14 protein-coding genes are annotated in these 18,850 nt (G+C 60.2%); 11 read left to right on the plus strand and 3 right to left on the minus strand.

Going from position 1 to position 18,850, the window contains the following annotated elements:
* Positions 1 to 63: 63 nt before the first annotated feature.
* Entirely contained in the window at positions 64 to 1,200 is a 1,137-nt protein-coding gene (locus N6G83_RS18630) for an ABC transporter substrate-binding protein (protein WP_260515659.1), read from the plus strand.
* A 160-nt stretch (positions 1,201 to 1,360) separates the two neighbouring features.
* Positions 1,361 to 3,484 (plus strand): TonB-dependent siderophore receptor, encoded by a 2,124-nt coding sequence (locus tag N6G83_RS18635; protein WP_260515660.1) that lies wholly within the window; start codon positions 1,361 to 1,363, stop codon positions 3,482 to 3,484.
* A 28-nt stretch (positions 3,485 to 3,512) separates the two neighbouring features.
* Here the strand turns inward: N6G83_RS18635 and N6G83_RS18640 are convergent, their stop codons facing one another.
* Complete coding sequence (locus N6G83_RS18640; protein ID WP_025304273.1) at positions 3,513 to 4,409, minus strand: LysR family transcriptional regulator; 897 nt, start codon at positions 4,407 to 4,409, stop codon at positions 3,513 to 3,515.
* Positions 4,410 to 4,681: 272 nt separating this feature from the next.
* Between N6G83_RS18640 and N6G83_RS18645 the strand changes: the two genes are divergently transcribed.
* The 8 genes from N6G83_RS18645 (at position 4,682) to N6G83_RS18680 (ending at position 15,690) form a co-directional block, all read left to right on the plus strand.
* Positions 4,682 to 5,998: a M20 family metallo-hydrolase gene (locus N6G83_RS18645; protein WP_260515661.1), complete on the plus strand. Its 1,317-nt coding sequence runs from the start codon at positions 4,682 to 4,684 to the stop codon at positions 5,996 to 5,998.
* The gene (locus tag N6G83_RS18650; RefSeq protein ID WP_260515662.1) at positions 5,995 to 7,446 is read left to right on the plus strand and encodes a M20 family metallopeptidase; all 1,452 of its coding nucleotides are present in this window, start codon (positions 5,995 to 5,997) and stop codon (positions 7,444 to 7,446) included. The genes N6G83_RS18645 and N6G83_RS18650 overlap by 4 nt, the downstream gene beginning before the upstream one ends.
* Positions 7,447 to 7,546: 100 nt before the next feature.
* Complete coding sequence (abgT, locus tag N6G83_RS18655; RefSeq protein ID WP_260515664.1) at positions 7,547 to 9,073, plus strand: p-aminobenzoyl-glutamate transporter; 1,527 nt, start codon at positions 7,547 to 7,549, stop codon at positions 9,071 to 9,073.
* A 177-nt stretch (positions 9,074 to 9,250) separates the two neighbouring features.
* Positions 9,251 to 10,177: an aminoimidazole riboside kinase gene (locus tag N6G83_RS18660; RefSeq protein WP_025304277.1), complete on the plus strand. Its 927-nt coding sequence runs from the start codon at positions 9,251 to 9,253 to the stop codon at positions 10,175 to 10,177.
* Positions 10,178 to 10,372: 195 nt separating this feature from the next.
* Positions 10,373 to 11,782: a carbohydrate porin gene (locus N6G83_RS18665; RefSeq protein ID WP_025304278.1), complete on the plus strand. Its 1,410-nt coding sequence runs from the start codon at positions 10,373 to 10,375 to the stop codon at positions 11,780 to 11,782.
* A gap of 63 nt (positions 11,783 to 11,845) precedes the next feature.
* On the plus strand, positions 11,846 to 13,216 hold the full coding sequence (locus N6G83_RS18670) for a sucrose-specific PTS transporter subunit IIBC (RefSeq protein ID WP_260515666.1): 1,371 nt from the start codon (positions 11,846 to 11,848) through the stop codon (positions 13,214 to 13,216).
* The gene (locus N6G83_RS18675) at positions 13,216 to 14,625 is read left to right on the plus strand and encodes a glycoside hydrolase family 32 protein (protein WP_260515802.1); all 1,410 of its coding nucleotides are present in this window, start codon (positions 13,216 to 13,218) and stop codon (positions 14,623 to 14,625) included. Before N6G83_RS18670 ends, N6G83_RS18675 begins: the two co-directional genes overlap by 1 nt.
* Before the next feature lie 21 nt (positions 14,626 to 14,646).
* Positions 14,647 to 15,690: a substrate-binding domain-containing protein gene (locus tag N6G83_RS18680; protein ID WP_060434570.1), complete on the plus strand. Its 1,044-nt coding sequence runs from the start codon at positions 14,647 to 14,649 to the stop codon at positions 15,688 to 15,690.
* Between the two features lie 55 nt (positions 15,691 to 15,745).
* On the opposite strand, the gene exbD is transcribed toward N6G83_RS18680, so the two are convergent.
* Both exbD and exbB read right to left on the minus strand, forming a co-directional pair.
* Complete coding sequence (gene exbD, locus N6G83_RS18685) at positions 15,746 to 16,168, minus strand: TonB system transport protein ExbD (RefSeq protein ID WP_025304282.1); 423 nt, start codon at positions 16,166 to 16,168, stop codon at positions 15,746 to 15,748.
* 3 nt (positions 16,169 to 16,171) lie between these two features.
* The gene (gene exbB / locus N6G83_RS18690; RefSeq protein WP_072269874.1) at positions 16,172 to 17,149 is read right to left on the minus strand and encodes a tol-pal system-associated acyl-CoA thioesterase; all 978 of its coding nucleotides are present in this window, start codon (positions 17,147 to 17,149) and stop codon (positions 16,172 to 16,174) included.
* Between the two features lie 431 nt (positions 17,150 to 17,580).
* Here exbB and metC point away from each other — a divergent pair, with 431 nt between their 5' ends.
* The gene (gene metC, locus N6G83_RS18695) at positions 17,581 to 18,777 is read left to right on the plus strand and encodes a cystathionine beta-lyase (RefSeq protein WP_043142120.1); all 1,197 of its coding nucleotides are present in this window, start codon (positions 17,581 to 17,583) and stop codon (positions 18,775 to 18,777) included.
* Positions 18,778 to 18,850: the final 73 nt, after the last annotated feature.

An 18,850-nucleotide genomic window follows, 5' to 3' on the forward strand; every position in this document is an offset into this window, starting at 1 on the left:
AAAAGCGAAAGGATATCGCTTATCATTGCGTTCTCGTTCTTCGCCGATTACCCAAGGATCTTCATGCCCGCTGTTCTTATCGCTAAAGCCGGCCGCTGGTTGGCCGCCTGTGTGTTGCTGTTGGCCGGCACCGCTCAAGCCGCGCCGATCGTCGTCACCGATGTCGCCGGCCGCCAGGTCACCCTGCCGCAACCGGCCAAACGCGTTATCCTGGCCGATGCCCGTGCGCTGCTGGCGCTGAATATTCTGCATCCGCAGGAGCCGCTGAAAAACATCATCGCCTGGGACAACTCGCTGAAGGTCAAAGCGCCGGATCTGGTGGAGGCCTACGCGAAAAAATTCCCGCAGGTCATGCAGATCCCCACCTTCGACAACCCCTACACCAGTGATTTCAGCGTGGAAAGCGCGGTGGTGCGCCAACCGGATCTGATCATTTTCGACATCGGCCTGCTGAGCAAATTGAAAGACAGCGGCGTGCTGACCCAGCTGGAAAAAGTCGGCATCCCAGTGCTGATCATCGATTTTCGCCAGCAGCCGCTGACCAACACCGTCGCCAGCATGGCGCTGTTGGGAAAAGTGTTTGACGAGCAGCCCAACGCCGATGCTTTTATCCGCCTCTATCAGCAACGCCTCGAACTGGTGCGCCAGCGGGTCGCCACGCTGAAACCGGAGCAGCGCCCCAGCGTCTTCATCGAGCGCAGCGCCGGCATCAAAGGCGAACAGTGCTGCAACACCTTCGGCAAAGGCAGCTTCGGGCAGTTCATCGATACCGCCGGCGGCAACAATATCGGCAGCAAGCTGTTTTCAGACATGGGCGGAGAAGTGAACGTCGAGCAGGTGATCGGCAACAACCCGGATTTCTATCTGCTGACCGGCGCCGACTGGAGCCGCGGGCATCGCGGCACGCTGGCGGTGCCGCTGGGTTACACCACCGATATGGCCACCAGCCAAAAGAAACTGGCGCATCTGCTGGATCGCACCGGCATTAACGTGTTGAAAGCGGTGAAAGAAAAACGCGTGATGGCGATTTACCATCAATTTTACGACACGCCACTCAACTTTATCGCCGTCGAGGCGATCGCCAAATTCCTGCACCCGGCGCTGTTTAAAGATATTGATCCGCAAGCGGATATCGAAATGGTGCACCAGAAATTCACCGCGCTGGATTACAGCGGCGTCTTCTGGCTTACGCCACAATAACCTCCCGCAGGGCCCGCCAGTCGGGTCCTGTTTCCCGCATTCATTATTTAGTTACCCACTTAACTATCCCGTAACAATTCTATTTACTTGCCAATAATTATCATTAAGATTGTCTTTTCTAAAAAAACACATCCGGGTCTGAAACTCTTAAGGCATTATTATGTCACCTCTTTTTCGGCTTTCCCTGCTGACGGCTTCCATCGCCGTCGCATTCCCTGTCCTTGCTACTGATAACTCATCTCAGAACGATACCGACACCGTGACCGTCGTCGGCAACTGGCTGGACAACCCTGATACCAGTTCGGTGCTGCTCAACCATCCGGGCGCGCGTTCCATCGTCACCCAGCAGCAGATGCATGAGCAAGGCGACCAAACCATCGCCGACAGCCTGCGCGGTGTGCCCGGCGTGCAGGTGCGCGACAGCAACGGCACCGGCGGCAGCGATATTTCGCTCAACGTCGGCGTGCGCGGCCTGACATCGCGTCTTTCTCCGCGCTCCACCATTCTGATGGATGGCGTCCCGCTGGCGGTTGCGCCTTACGGCCAGCCGCAGCTGTCGATGGCGCCGCTATCGATCGGTAACCTGCAATCGGTGGACGTGGTGCGCGGCGGCGGTGCGGTGCGCTACGGGCCGCAAAACGTCGGCGGCGTGATCAACTTCGTTACCCGCGACATTCCCAAAACGTTTGGCGGCACCGCCAGCGTACAAACCCAGGGCGCCAGCCACGGCGGCCTGAAGACCCTGACCAGCGCCTCCGTGGGCGGCACCGCAGACAACGGCCTCGGCGCCGAGCTGCTCTATTCCGGCCTGCACGGCCAGGGCTACCGCGACAACAACGACAACACCGACATCGACGATTTCATGCTGAAAACGCGTTATGCGTTCACCGATCGCGACGAACTGCTGGCCAATTTCCACTACTACGACGCCAAAGCCGGCATGCCGGGCGGGCTGAGCAGCGCGCAATACGCGCAGAACCCGTTCCAGTCCACGCGGCCGTGGGATCAGTTCGAAGGCCGCCGCAAGGATATGTCGTTCAAATACAAACATCAGGAAGACGACAAGCAGTTCGAAGTGTTGACCTACTTCACCGACAGCTACCGCGGCAGCAACATCGAATCGGAAGGCACCGGCAAAAACGCGGGCCAGCGGCGCATGGTCTCCTATCCGCGCCACTATTCAACCTGGGCGATCGAACCAAGCTATTCGCAGCTGTTTCGCTTCTGGAATATGGCGCACGAGATCACCCTCGGTTACCGCTACCTGAATGAAACCATGGACGAAAAAGCATCGCGTTCCGCCTGGTATAATCCGGCGAATATCGGCTCGACGCCGGATACCCCGGACTATTACCAGCATACCTCCGGCGGTACCGCAGCCAACGCGTTCTATATCGACGACACCATTAACGTCGGCAACTGGACGGTCACGCCGGGCCTGCGTTATGAAAGCATTCGCACCCACGTGGACGATTCGTTCAACAACATCAGCCGCGAGAAAACCTACAGCGAGCCGCTGCCGTCATTGAACGTGATGTACCACCTGTCCGACGCCTGGAAACTGTTCGCCAACGCCAACACCTCGTTCGGCAGCATGCAGTATTTCCAACTGACCAAAGGCGGCAACGGCAACCAGCCGGCGCCGGGGCTGACGGCGGAAAAAGCGCGCACCTATGAGTTCGGCACCCGCTACGACGACACCGTGGTCAAGGCCGAGGCCACGCTGTTCTACATCGACTTCGATAACCAGCTGCAGTACATCAGCAACGACGTGGGCTGGACCAACATGGGTGCCACCAAGCACAAAGGCATCGAGCTGGCGCTCAGCTACGATCTCAGCGAGCTGAATCGGGCGCTCGACGGCGCCAGCGTCTACACCAGCTATACCTACACCAAAGCCAGCACCGACAAGGGCGACTTCGCCGGTAAAGATCTGCCGTTCTACTCGCGCCAGGTCTATACCGTCGGCACGCGTTACGCCACCGGCAGCTGGGTATGGAATCTGGACGGTTATGCGCAGTCGAAACAGCATTCGCCGGGCACCGGGCCGGAGTACATCACGCAGGAAAGCGCCGATGGCCAGTTCGGCAACATCGCCGGTTACATGGTGTGGAATATGCGCGGGGAATATAACTTCGGGCCGCAGCTGTCGAACCTGACGCTGGGCGCCGGGGTGAAAAACCTGTTCGATCAGCGCTACTTTACCCGCTCCAACGACAATAACTTCGGCAAGTACGTCGGTGAACCGCGCACCTTCTTCGTGCAGGGGTCGATCGCCTTCTGATACCCAGGCCCCCGATGGGGCTTCGGTATCACCGACAGTAAAGACGAAACAGGCGCGCCAAGTGCGCGCCCATCGGCGTCAAGGTGGTGTCCTTGCGTTGGATAAGATAAAACGTCGCTTTCGGCAAACTCTCTTCCAGCTCAAGCGGCACCAAATGCTTGCCCAGAATCGGATCCGAAATCACGTCCACCGACAGAATGCTGACAAAATCGCTCTGCGCCACCAGGCTGGTACAGGCCATAAAGGTCTCGCAGGTCACGCTGATCGACGGCGCCATGCCCAAGTCCCCGAACAGATCGTGCAATAGCCGGTAATAACTGCCTTTCGGCGTCGGCATGGTCCAGTCGCAGTGCTGCAGCTGTTTCAGCGAGGTTGCCCCTTCCATCGGATGCCCTTTACGTACCACCACCCGATACTCTTTTTCCATCAGCCGTTCGTACTGCAACTCGTTGTCGAGGCTGCTGGGGTAGTAGGTATTGACGGTAAAATCCAGCTCGCCCTGACGCAGTTCAGGGATCATCGACACCAGCTGCCCCTCGACGATGCGCACCTTCACGTTGGGATACTCACGATGAAACTGAGTGACCACCTGCGGCATCACAGTACGCGCAATGCTGCCACCAACGCCGATATTCACCGTGCCGCCCGCCAACCCCAGCCGCTGCTGAATATCTTCCTGCGCCACCCGCAGCTCCTCAAGGATCAGGCTGGCATGCTGGAAAAAGTTATCGCCACAGTCGGTCAATACCACACCCTGGCTACGGCGAATAAACAACTTGGCGCCCAGCACCTCTTCCAGCTCCTGAATGGCTTTGGTCAGTGCAGGCTGGGAAAGGCGTGAGGTACGGCTAGCGGCGCGGATGCTGCCCTGGCGGCTAACGTCCACAAATGCACGTAATTGGTGCAATTTTATCGAGGCTGGCATAGGCGAAAGGCGATAACCGTTATTTATCAATAGCAAGATATTGGCATCTTATTTAGCCAGATTCCATTGTGTACATTCGGAAAAAACATAATAAATAACCAAATTCTTATTTCGCTTAATTAAGCGCATTTTCTGCGCCAATAAGCGCCATTCACGGCAGTTAGTAACCAAATACACCTTTTTATTTGCAAGAGCATCACCGTCTGATTTCAGTTCAGAGCATAACTGCTGCCTGGAGCGATCCAGCGCGCGATAACTTATGAGATATCACTATGACTAATTCGCTTTCGATGTTGGTGGCCGATCTGTACCCGCAATTGCAGGCCTGGCGCCGCGACTTCCACCGCTATGCCGAATCCGGCTGGTTTGAGTTCCGCACCGCCACCCTGGTGGCGGAAGAACTCGATCGGTTGGGTTACCGCCTGCAGCTAGGCCGCGAGGTCATCAAGGCCGAGGCGCGCATGGGACTGCCCTCGTCCGATGAGCTGGAGGCGCAGGAACTGCGCGCCCGCAATCAGGGCGCGTTGGAAAAATGGTTGCCGCATTTTTCCGGCGGCTTCGCCGGCATCGTCGCAACGCTCGATACCGGCCGCCCCGGCCCGACTATCGCCTACCGCGTGGATATGGACGCCCTCGATCTCAACGAATTGCTGGAACCCGAACACCTGCCGTTCCGTGAAGGCTTCGCCTCTTGCAACAGCGGCATGATGCATGCATGCGGTCATGACGGCCATACCACCATCGGCCTGGGGCTGGCGCACGTGTTCAAAAGCCTGGAGTCCCAGCTTAGCGGCACCGTCAAACTGATCTTCCAGCCGGCGGAGGAAGGCACACGCGGCGCAAAATCGATGGTGGAGGCCGGCGTGGTGGACGACGTCGATTTCTTCACCGCGGTGCATATCGGCACCGGCGTGCCGGCCGGTGAGCTGGTATGTGGCAGCGACAGCTTTATGGCCACCAGCAAGCTGGACGTTACCTTCCGCGGCGTCGCCTCCCACGCCGGCGCCAAGCCGGAAGACGGTCGCAACGCACTGCTGGCGGCGGCGCAGGCTGCGCTAGGGCTTTACGCCATCCCGCGCCACAGCGAAGGCAGCTCACGCATCAATGTCGGCGTGCTGCAGGCCGGCACCGGCCGCAACGTGATCGCCGATCGGGCGTTTATGAAGGTGGAGACGCGCGGCGCCACCAATGAGATCAACACGTTCGTCTATCAGCAGGCCCTGAACGCCATCGAAGGCGCCGCCAAAATGCACGGCGTCGCCTGCGACATCGTGCTGATGGGCGCGGCGCAGAGCAGCAAACCGACCCAACCGTGGGTGGATTATATCCGCCGCCAGGCGCAGCAGATAACCGAGCTGACCTCAGTGGTCGATCGCCGCGAACAGGCGGCGGGTTCAGAAGACGCCACCTACATGATGGAACGGGTGAAATCCCGCGGCGGCCAGGCCTCATACGTCATTTTCGGCACCGAGCTGAGCGCCGGGCACCATAACGAGAAATTCGACTTCAACGAACAGGTGATGGCGGTGGCGGTGAAAACGCTGGCGTCGCTGGCGCTGAACCTGCCGACATTCGGGAGCGGAGCATGAGCAACTCAGAACTGCAGGCATTTATCGACGACTACATTGACCAACGTCAACCCCGCTTCAGCACGCTGAGCGACGCGATTTGGGATCACCCGGAAACGCGCTTCAACGAGACCTATTCCGCCACGTTGCTGGCCGATGCGCTGGAACAGGAAGGCTTCTCGGTCGAACGCGGTGTGGGCGACATCGAGACGGCGTTTATCGCCAGCTACGGCAGCGGCCACCCGGTTATCGCGCTGCTGGGCGAGTACGACGCGCTGGCCGGGCTGAGCCAGCGGTCCGGTTGCGCCACGCCGCAGCCGCTGGTGGAAAACGGCAACGGCCATGGCTGCGGCCACAACCTGCTGGGCACCGCCGCGCTGGCGGGCGCCTTCGCCGCCAAGGCGTGGATGCAGCAGAACCGGCTGACCGGCACCCTGCGCTTCTACGGTTGCCCAGGCGAAGAAGGCGGCTCCGGCAAAACCTTTATGGTGCGCGAAGCCCTGTTCGACGACGTCGACGCCGCCCTCACCTGGCACCCGGAAGGCTTCAGCGGCATGTTCAACACCAGCACGCTGGCCAACATTCAGGCGGCGTTTCACTTCAAGGGCGTCGCCGCCCATGCCGCCAACTCGCCACACCTGGGGCGCAGCGCGCTGGACGCGGTGACACTGATGAATACCGGCGCCAACTTCCTGCGCGAACATATCGTGCAGGAAGCGCGGCTGCACTACGCGGTCACCCACACCGGCGGCAACTCCCCCAACGTGGTGCAGGCCGACGCCGAGGTGTTGTACCTGATCCGCGCACCGCAGCTCGACCAGGCGCAGGACATTTACCAACGGGTGATTAACATCGCCAAGGGCGCAGCGCTGATGACTGACACCCAGATGGACGTGCGCTTCGACAAGGCCTGCTCCAACTATGTGCCGAACCGCAGTCTTGAACGCGCGATGTATCAAAACCTGTGTGATTTCGGTCTGCCCGAGTACAGCGACGCCGAACGCCGCTTCGCCGAGGAAATCCGCCAGACGCTGAGCCGCGACGATCTGCGCAACGCCAAACTCAACATAGCCCGCACCGGTGGCGCAGCCGGGCGCGAGTGGGTACAACTGCTGGGAGATAAGGTGCTGATGGACGAGGTCGCTCCTTATGTGGAGTCCGACGACCTGCTGTACGGTTCTACCGACGTTGGCGACGTGAGCTGGGTGGCGCCAACCGCCCAATGCTTTAGCCCCTGTTTCGCACTCGGCACTCCTCTGCACACCTGGCAACTGGTGGCGCAGGGCCGCACCGCTATCGCCCATAAGGGCATGTGCCTGGCCGGCAAGGTGATGGCGGCGACCGCCATCGATCTACTGAGCGACAGCGCCCTGCTGGCGAGCTGCCGCAGCGAGTTTGAGCACCAACGCGCCGAACAGCCGTATCGATGCCCTATCCCACAGGGGGTAAAACCCTCCCCATTGAAATAGCATGAACAGACAGGGCCCGGTTCACCGGGCCACTAAGCATAATTATAAATAAATCAAATAATAACAATCACACAACAGAGCAAACACAGAGGGTAAAATCATGAGTGAGGCCACAACGCCAATCAATAAAAGCCCCGGACGCGTTTTTTACTGGGTGGAACGCATCGGCAATAAGATCCCTAATCCGTTTTTACTGTTCGTCTATTTGATCCTGGTGCTTATGCTGGCCACCGCGCTATTTTCCTGGCTCGACGTGGCGGTGAAAAATCCGGCCACCGGCGAGCTCATCAAGGTGAATAATCTGATGAGCGTGGCGGGCATGCAGTGGATATTTCCCAACATCATCCATAACTTCAGCAGCTTTGCGCCGCTGGGGGCTATTTTGGCGCTGGTGATAGGCGCCGGCCTGGCGGAAAAGGTCGGCCTGCTGCAGGCGCTGATGTACAAAATGGCCTCGCGCGTCAGCGCCCGCTACGCCAGTTATATGGTGCTGTTTATCGCCTTCTTCAGTCATATATCGTCGGACGCCGCGCTGGTGGTGATGCCGCCCCTTGGCGCACTGATGTTCGTGGCGGTGGGCCGCCACCCAATAGCCGGACTGCTGGCGGCGATCGCCGGCGTCGCCTCCGGCTTTACCGCCAACCTGTTGATCGTCACCACCGACGTATTGCTTTCCGGTATCAGTACCGAAGCCACCAAAGCGGTGGATGGCGCGGTTCACGTCAGCGTGATCGACAACTGGTACTTTATGGCCACCTCAGTGGTCGTGCTGACCATCGCAGGCGCGCTGCTCACCGACAAATTTATCGAGCCCCGTCTGCCGAAGTGGCAAGGCAGCGCCGAAGACAAAATCGCAGCGCTGACCCCGCTGCAAAACCGGGGGCTGATGATGAGCGGTATCGCCGCGCTGGTGTTTATCGCCATCATCGCCGCTCTGGTGGTGCCGGAGGCCGCGCCGCTGCGTGACCCGAACACCGGTTCGGTGATCCCTTCCCCGTTCATCAAGGGTATCGTGCCGATCATCATCCTGTTCTTCTTCACCGTCGCCATTACCTATGGCGTAGTCACCAAACAGATCCGTCGGCCGGACGATATTCCCCACCACTTGCTCGATCCGATGAAAAGCATGGCGGGTTTTATCGTGATGGTATTTCCGCTGTCGCAGTTCGTGGCGTTCTTTAACTGGAGCAACATGGGCAAGTTTATGGCCATCGGCCTGACCGATATGCTGGAAGCCGCCGGCATGAGTGGCGCACCGGCATTTCTCGGCCTGATGTTCCTCTCCGCCTTCCTGTGCATGTTCATCGCCAGCGGCTCGGCGATCTGGTCAATTTTAGCGCCGATCTTCGTGCCGATGTTTATGCTGCTCGGTTTCCACCCGGCGTTCGCCCAGATGATCTTTCGCATCGCCGACTCTGCGGTGCTGCCGCTGGCGCCGATGTCGCCGTTCCTGCCGCTGTTCCTCGGCTTCCTGCAGCGCTACCGCAAAGACGCGCAGCTCGGCACCTATTACGTGCTGATCCTGCCCTATCCTTTGGTGTTCTTCAGCGTGTGGATTTTGCTGCTGCTGGTCTGGTATGCGCTAGGCTTGCCAATCGGTCCCGGCGTCTATCCGAAGCTGGGCTAAACGCTCTGCTATCTCGCCCCGCGCTGGTTCGCGGGGCAGATTCCCTCCCCCCAAGCCCAGTAGAAAGATTGATCTTCCTCACTGCCCAAGCGGCTCTGAGGATTATTTCATTGCCTTGCTAAATCGGTTCTTCTATTTTAGCTAACCATCTGACAACGACAAAAATAGGGATTAAGCATGATGAATCGCGTATGGGTACTGGGCGACGCCGTGATCGACCTGGTGCCGGAAAATGCCAACGGTTATCTCAAATGCCCCGGCGGCGCGCCGGCGAATGTGGCGGTGGGTATCGCCCGGCTCGGTGGCGACAGCGCTTTTATCGGGCGTGTGGGGCAAGACGGCTTCGGCGCCTTTCTGCAGCAGGTACTGAGCGATGAAGGGGTGGATATCGGTCATATGAGACCGGATCCCGACCACCACACTTCCACGGTGGTGGTGGATCTCGATCTGCAGGGTGAGCGCTCATTCACGTTTATGGTGCAGCCCAGCGCCGATCTGTTTTTGCAGCCCGACGATCTGCCGGCTTTCCAACGGGGCGAATGGCTGCACCTCTGCTCCATCGCACTTTCACAAGAACCCAGCCGCAGCGCGGCCTTTGCGGCGATGGAACGCATTCGGGCGGCCGGTGGCCGGGTCAGTTTCGATCCCAACATCCGCGAAGAGGTCTGGCGCCAGCCGGAAGCGCTGCGCCCCTGCCTGCAAAAGGCGCTGTTGCTGGCGGACGTGGTGAAACTGTCGCGCGAAGAGCTGGCTTTCATCAGCCACCTTGACGATGTAGAGAACGGCATCCGCTGGATGATGCAAACCTACCCGACACGCCTGCTGCTGGTGACGCTGGGCGGCGACGGCGTCTGCGTACACGATGGGCATCGCCTGCGCCATTTCCGCGCGCCGTCGATCGTGCCGGTCGATACCACCGGCGCCGGCGACGCGTTTGTCGCCGGTCTGTTAGCGGCGCTGGCACGCCTTCACGAATTGCCGCAGGAAACGCAGTGGCCGGCGGTTATCGCCCAGGCTCAGGCCTGCGGCGCACTGGCCACCACCGCCAAAGGCGCCATGACCGCCCTGCCCCGCGCCGAAGAGCTCACCGCTTTTCTGCGCTGATCCCTGCATCCACGGCGATCCCCTGGGCGCCGTGGTCTTTTACCCCCACGATTTGCGCACTCGATCACAATAGCTGAATCGGGTTAGCAAACTTGATTGCCAGCCCGCTTCTTGATCGTTATCTTTCGCCTTGAAAAACCGGTTTAGCAATTTAGCAAAAAATAATAACAACCCTTACCCGGATGATAGACGATGATGAAAAAACTCAGCTATTTGGCGATAACAACAGGGCTTTTCCTCTCTGCTTCCAATGCAGCGGCCTCGGGCAGCGGCAGCATCGAGGCGCGCCTCAACGCGCTGGAACAGCGCCTGGCGCAGGCGGAACGGCGCGCCGCACAGGCTGAAACCCGCGCGACGGCGGCGGAACGCCGGGCGCAACAGCTGGAGCAGCGCACCGCCAACACGGAACGGCAAACCGCGCAGATTGCGCAGCATACCGCCGCGCCGCAAACGCCAATTGCCCCGATCAGCGCACTGAAACTGAATGGATTCAATGATCTGAAACTGTACGGCGACGTGGAGTTCAATCTGGACGGCGCCAGCCGCAGCGGCCAGCTGACGTCGCTGAAAGGCAGCGACCACAAAGACTGGAAGCCTGGCAACAAAGAACGCTGGGATATCAACGGCCGCATTCTGGTCGGGCTGGACGGCTACCGCCGCAATCCGGACGGCAACTTCTCCGGCTTCAGCGTGCAACCGCTGGCAGACATGAGCGGCAAAATGAACCTGGATGACGCCGCCTTCTTCTTCGGCAATGAAAAGAACTGGCAAACCAAAATCGGCCGCTTCGAAGCCTACGACATGTTCCCGCTGAATCAGGACACTTTCATTCAATACTCCGGCAATACCGCCAACGATCTGTACGCCGACGGCTTCGGCTATATCTACATGATGAAAGAAGGCCGCGGCCGCAGCAGCAGCGGCGGCAACCTGATGTTGAGCAAATACGCCGGTGATGTCTATTTCGAGCTGAACACGCTGGTGGAGGACGGTACTTCGCTGTTCCAGGACAGCCGCTATCACGGCAACGCCCTGGACAATAAGAAAAACGTCGCCTATTTGCGCCCGGTGATCGCCTGGAAAAAAGACGCCTTCAGCATCGCGGCGGCAATGGAAAGCAACGTGGTAAATAACGCCTACGGGTATCAGGACAGCCAGGGCCGCTTCGTCGATCAGTCCAAGCGCAACGGTTACGGCATGACGATGAGCTGGAACAACAGCGCCGCCAACCCGGATAACGGCGTGGTGGCCAACCTGAGCACCGCCTATCTGGATGCCTCAGGCGAGCAAGACTTCACCGCCGGCGTGAACGTGCTGTGGCGGCGCTTCGAACTGGGTTATATCTATGCCCATAACAATATCAAAGAGTTCAATACCGCCGGGATCGCCGCCGATATCCACAACCCGCTCAGCGAACCGGGCAACTACGACATCCATACCGTTCACGCGTCGTATCAGATACCTAACATTATGAATATGAAGAATTTCAATCTGTATTTAGGCGCCTATGTGTCGCTGCTGGAAGCTAACGCCGACAACAAGATCGCCAACGGCGACAACGATCAACGTTACGGCATGCGCGCCAGATTCAAGTATTTCTTCTGACATCGATTCACGACGCTGCGTCGCAAACTGCGCGGCGGCATTTTTATTTAGCAAGGGGACAACATGGACATTACCGCAACCGCCAACGCGCTGTTGCCGCTGCTCGGCGGTAAAGAGAACATCGCCAGCGCCGCCCACTGCGCCACGCGCCTGCGTCTGGTGCTGGTGGACGACAGCAAGGTGGACAAAGAGGCCATCGGCAAACTGGACGGCGTCAAAGGCTGCTTCAGCAACGCCGGTCAAATCCAGGTAATCTTCGGCACCGGGCTGGTCAACAAGGTGCATGCGGAATTCATCAAGGCGGCGGGCGTCAGCGAATCCAGCAAGGCCGAAGCCGCCGATATCGCGGCGAAAAAGCTCAACCCGCTGCAGCGCATCGCCCGCCTGCTGTCGAACATCTTCGTGCCAATCATCCCGGCGATCGTCGCTTCCGGCCTGTTGATGGGGCTGCTCGGCATGGTGAAAACCTACAGCTGGGCCGATGCCAACAGCGCGCTGTTCATCATGCTGGATATGTTCAGCTCGGCGGCGTTCATTATCCTGCCAATTCTGATCGGCTTCACCGCCGCACGCGAATTCGGCGGCAACCCCTATCTGGGGGCCACGCTCGGCGGCATTTTGACCCATCCGGCGCTTACCAACGCCTGGGGCGTCGCGGGAGGGTTCCACACTATGAACTTCTTCGGTCTGGACATCGCCATGATCGGCTATCAGGGCACCGTGTTCCCGGTGCTGCTGACGGTGTGGTTCATGAGCCTGCTGGAGAAACGGCTGCGTAAGGTGATCCCCAACGCGCTCGATCTGATCCTGACGCCGTTCCTGACGGTGGTGATCTCCGGGTTTGTCGCCCTGCTGTTTATCGGCCCCGCCGGCCGGGCGCTGGGCGACGGCATCTCCTTCGTGCTCAGCACGCTGATCGCCCATGCCGGTTGGTTCGCCGGGCTGCTGTTCGGCGGCCTCTATTCCGCTATCGTCATCACCGGCATCCACCACAGTTTCCACGCGGTAGAGGCCGGGCTGCTCGGCAACCCCACTATCGGCGTCAACTTCCTGCTGCCGATCTGGTCGATGGCCAACATCGCTCAGGGCGGCGCCTGCCTGGCGGTGTATTTCAAAACCCGCGACGCCAAAATCAAAGCCATCGCGGTGCCTTCCGCCTTTTCCGCCATGCTCGGCATCACTGAGGCGGCGCTGTTTGGTATCAACCTGCGCTTCGTGAAACCCTTCCTGGCAGCGCTGGCGGGCGGTGCGCTCGGCGGCGCCTGGGTGGTGGCCAATCACGTCGGCATGAACGCGGTCGGGCTGACGGCGATCCCTGGCATGGCGATTGTGCAGGCCAGTTCGCTGGTCAGCTATATCATCGGCCTGGCGATCGCGTTTGGCACCGCCTTCATACTCTCCCTGCTGCTGAAATATAAAACGGACGCGCAATGATGGAAGAACTCAGCTTAATCAAACAGGCGATGCAGGCGGTCATGAACGGCCAGCCACGCGCGCTGCGCGATCCGCACCGCCCGGCCTGGCATCTGGCGCCCAGCGTTGGCCTGCTGAACGATCCCAACGGCTTCATCCAGCACAACGGCGTTTATCACCTGTTCTATCAGTGGAATCCGCTGGGCTGCGATCATCGCAACAAGTGCTGGGGACACTGGCAGTCGACCGACTTGCTGCGTTGGGCGCATCAGCCGCTCGCCCTGGCACCAGGTGCCTGTTACGACAGCCACGGCTGTTATTCCGGCTCGGCGGTGGTGGCGGAAGATAAAATCACGCTGATCTACACCGGTAATGTGAAATTCCCCGACGGCTCACGCACTGCCTATCAATGTCTAGCTCAGGAAAGCGATCGGGGCGAATACCGCAAGCTCGGGCCGGTGCTGCCGCTGCCGGACGGCTACAGCGGGCACGTACGCGATCCCAAAGTGTGGCGTCATCAGGATACCTGGTACATGGTGCTCGGCGCGCGTGACTTGCAGGATCGCGGCAAGGTGCTGCTGCTTCGTTCCAGCGATCTGCGCGGCTGGCAACCGCTGGGCGAGATCGCCGGTTCCGGCCTGCACGACCTGGGTGAATTCGGCTACATGTGGGAGTGCCCAGACCTGTTCTCGCTGGAGGACGCCGACGTGTTGATCTGCTGCCCGCAGGGGCTGGCGCCGCAGCCGGAACGCTATCTCAACCGTTATCAGGCCGGCTATCTGCTCGGCAAGCTGGATTACCTGCAGCCGGCCTTCAGCCACGGCGAATTTCGCGAGCTGGACGCCGGCTTCGAGTTCTATGCACCGCAGACGACGCTGGCGGAAGATGGCCGCCGCCTGCTGTTCGGCTGGATGGGCGTGCCCGAGCAAGATGAAGAAGCCCATCCGACGCGCCGTTACGGCTGGATCCACACCATGACCTGCCCACGCGAGCTGTCGCTGCGGCATGGCCGCCTCCACCAGCGCCCGGCGCGCGAGCTGCAACAGCTGCGCGGCGAGCGAGCATGCTGGCAAGGCTGTGCCGATGATGCCCCCGCCTATGCGCTGGGGGCTGCGGAGCTGCAGTTGACGCCGCAGGGCGCGTTCAGCGCCGCGTTTGGCGAGGCAATGACGCTGAACTGGGACGGCGAAAGGCTGCAGCTGACGCGCGCTTCCCTGGCCGACGGCCAGCCGGAGCACCGTTACTGGCGCGGCCCGGTCACGCATCTGCAGTTGCTGTTCGATCGTTCCAGCGTGGAGATCTTCATCAACCGCGGCGAGGCGGTGATGAGCGCGCGCTACTTCCCGGCCAGCGAGCCGCAACTGCGGCTGTCCGGAAGCGCGCCGCTGGCGTTGGAATACTGGCCGCTGACGCCATGCATGCTAGAATGACGCATCCTCCGATGACTTCAGATGGCGTCAGTGAAAAAAAATAAACGCATTACCATCAGTGACATCGCCACGCTGGCCGGGGTGTCGAAATCGACCGCCAGCCTGGTGCTGAACGGCCGCAGCAAGGAATATCGGGTGTCCGACGACACCCGCGACCGCGTTCTGGCGCTGGCGCACGAACACCATTATCAGCCCAGCATCCACGCCCGCTCTTTGCGCTCCAACCGCAGCCACACGCTGGGGCTGGTGGTGCCGGAGATGACCAACTACGGCTTTGCGGTGATTTCGCGCGAGCTGGAAACGCTGTGCCGCGAAGCCGGTCTGCAGCTGCTGATCGCCTGCACCGATGAAAACCCGGCGCAGGAGATGATGGCGGTGAACAGTCTGGTACAGCGGCAGGTGGATGGCTTGATCGTCGCCTCCAGCCAGTTGAACGATGCAGAATACCAGAAGATCAACGCCGGGCTACCGGTGGTGCAGATGGACCGCCTGATCGCCGGCTCCGAACTGCCGCTGGTGATCACCGACTCGGTTAATGCGACCGCCGACCTGGTGGAAAAGGTCGCGCGCCAACATCCGGATGAGATCTATTTTCTCGGCGGGCAGCCGCGCATTTCGCCGACCCGCGATCGCCTCGCCGGCTTCCAGCTTGGCCTGGAGCGCGCCGGCATCACGTGCAAACCGGAATGGATCATCAACGGCAACTATCACCCCAGCTCAGGTTACGAGATGTTCGCTCAGCTGTGCGCACAGCTGGGGCGTCCGCCCAAAGCGCTGTTTACCGCCGCCTGCGGCCTGCTGGAGGGCGTATTGCGTTATCTGACGCAGCATCAGTTGATGGAGAGCGACATCCACCTGTGCAGCTTCGACGATCACTACCTGTTCGATTGCATGACGCTGAAGATAGATACGGTCGCGCAAGACTGCCGGGCGCTGGCGCAGCATAGCTTCGACCAGGTGACCGCGCTCATCGACGAGCGGCCGCTGGAACAGCATGCGCTTTATCTGCCGGGCCGCATCCACTGGCGCCATGCCGGTTCCCGGGCGTTGTTGGCCGGGGAGTGATATTTCTGAATCAATAAAAAAGGGCGCCTGAGCGCCCTTTATCGTTGTGCTGCCGCTATTTGGCGGCGCCTTCCATGCCCACCAGCCCCACTTTCAGGTAGCCGGCTTTACGCAGGGTGTCCATCACGCTCATCAGCGTTTCATAGTCCACGCTCTTGTCTGCCTGGAAGAAGATGGTGGTTTCTTTGTTCGCCTGAGTGCGTTGATCCAGCACCGAAGTCAACTGTTCGGCATTCACCGGCTGATCGCCGACGTAGAGCTGCTTGTCGGCCTTCACCGACAGGAACACCGGTTTTTCCGGCCGCGGCTGCGGTTTGGCGGAGGAGGCCGGCAGATCGACGCGAATATCTACCGTTGCCAGCGGCGCGGCCACCATAAAGATGATCAACAGCACCAACATGACGTCGATAAACGGCGTCACGTTGATTTCATGCAGTTCGCCGCTGTCGTCCAGATCTTCATTTAAGCGCATCGCCATGACTCACCCCGCCCGCAGTTGGTGTGCGTGCTGTGAGCGCTTGGCTTCCGCCGTTGCGGCCAGATCCAGATCGCGGCCCTGCAGCAGCAAGACCTGCGCCGCCACGTCGCCTACCTGGGCGCGATGGCCGCTGATGACGCGGGCGAAGATGTTGTAGATAACGACCGCAGGGATCGCCGCTACCAGGCCCATCGCAGTCGCCAGCAGCGCCTCTGCGATGCCCGGCGCCACGACCGCCAGGTTGGTGGTCTGCGAATGGGCGATGCCGATAAAGCTGTTCATGATGCCCCAGACGGTACCGAACAGGCCGACGAACGGCGAGATGGCACCAATGGTGGCGAGGAAGCCGTTGCCGCGGCCCATGTTACGGCTGTAGGCCGCTACGCGGCGCTCGAGACGGAAACCGGTGCGTTCTTTGATGCCGTTGTTGTCGTTGGATTCCGCAGACAGCTCCAGCTCATTTTGCGCATCGTTCAGCAGTACCGCACTGACGCTCTCCGGGGAGAAGTTTTGCGCCAGCTCGGAAGCTTCATCCAGCGAGCGCGCTTCGGCCAGTGCCAACTGCTCGCGACGCAGACGGCGCTTGGCGCGCAGCAGTTCACTGCCTTTAGCGAACAAAATGGTCCAGGTCACGATAGACGCCAGCACCAGGCCGATCATCACCGCTTTCACCACCGCGTCGGCGTGCTGGTACATGCCCCAAATGGACAGGTCCATGCCGCGGGTTTCCGGTGGCTGGATCGTCGGTGCCGGGTTCACCGGCGTGATGCTTTCCGGCGCAGCGGCTGCAGGTGCAGGCGCGGTGGTCGGCGCAACGCTTTCGGTAACGGCCGGATTGGCCGCCGGCGCTGCCTGCGCGCTGCCGGCCAGCCCCACAACCAGCACCATAGAAGCCATCAGGCTGCGGCCAAAGGCCTTGCCCCACTGCGCCCGGCCCTGGCCGAACGATCCTTGATTTAAATTCTTGCCAGCCGTTTTCACGCTGTGCCTCCACCCATTACCGATCAAAATTAAGGAATAATTCAGCGTGCGATCATATCAAACCAACCGGGGATTGATAGTAGTTCTCATTATTATTTACCAAATAAACGCGAAAATTTTAGCCAGCCCCGCGGCAAAGCGCCAATCCGCGCCCGTTCACCGCCAAACGCTCCTTTTATGGGGTTATTTCGTTACTTTTCTCCCACAACGGTGCAACAAGACCACCCTGCCGAACGACGTCTCGACCGATGAATGGGCTTCTCTCTCGCCGCTCGGCAGAAGGATGAGGCGAGAAATGCGCCGCTGACAGCCAATTATAGCCGTTTCTATATCCAGAAGTTAAAACGTCTGGATGGCTATATCAACTCATGCTAACGTAAGGGCTATCGTAAACGGGCACGTGCAGAGCAACCAGAGGTGAGCCAGGTACCATGACGTCAAAACACATCGAAACCACGCTGATCGGCGCCGGCCGCGGCAAACGCTACACCCAGGGCTCCGTCAATCCCGTTACGCAACGCGCCTCTTCCTTGGTCTTCGACTCCGTCGCCGCCAAAAAGCACGCCACCGCGCAACGCGCCCATGGCGAGCTGTTTTACGGCCGACGCGGCACGCTGACCCACTTCGCCCTGCAGGATGCGATGGTCGAGCTGGAGGGCGGCGCCGGCTGCGTGCTGTACCCCTGCGGCGCGGCGGCGGTGGCCAATGCGATCCTGTCGTTCGTCGGCGCCGGCGATCACCTGCTGGTCACCGGTTCGGCGTACGAACCGACCCAGGATTTCTGCACCCACATCCTCGGTCGCATGAACGTCAGCACCACCTATTTCGATCCGTTGATCGGCGCCGATATCGCCACGTTGATCCAACCCAATACCCGCGTGGTGTTCCTGGAATCCCCCGGCTCCATCACTCTGGAAGTGCAGGATATCCCGGCCATGGTGCAGGCCATTCGTGCCGTGGCGCCGGAGGTGGTGATCATGATCGACAACACCTGGGCGGCAGGCGTGCTGTTCAAGGCGCTGGATTTCGACATCGATATCTCCATTCAGGCCGGCACCAAATACCTGATCGGCCATTCCGATTACATGCTCGGCACCGCCGTCGCCAACGCGCGCTGTTGGGAGCAACTGCGCGAGTACTCCTATCTGATGGGGCAGATGGTGGATGCCGACACCGCCTACATGGCGAGCCGCGGCCTGCGTACCCTGAGCGTGCGCCTGAAGCAGCACGAGCGCAGCAGCATTGAGGTCGCCAACTGGCTGGCCGAACGGCCGGAGGTGGCGACGGTCAATCACCCAGCCCTGCCCAGCTGCAAGGGCCACGAGTTCTACCGCCGCGACTTCAGCGGCTGCAACGGGCTGTTCTCTTTCGTGCTGAAAGAGCGACTGGATGATGCCCAGCTGGCCGCTTACCTGGACAACTTCAGCCACTTCAGCATGGCCTACTCCTGGGGCGGCTTCGAGTCGCTGATCCTGGCCAACCAGCCGGAAGAGCTGGAAGCCATCCGGCCGGCGGGCGGCGTCGATTTCTCCGGCACGCTGGTGCGCATACACATCGGCCTGGAGAACGTCGAAGACCTGATCGCCGATCTGGCGGCCGGTTTCGATCGCCTCAACGGCGTGCGCTAAGGCGGATTCCGGTAATTTTCTTCGTCTCGTTTAATGTCGGCTTAAGCTATTAGCGGTACACTAACCGGATAAC

The sequence above is a fragment of the Serratia sp. PL7 genome (assembly GCF_945957435.1).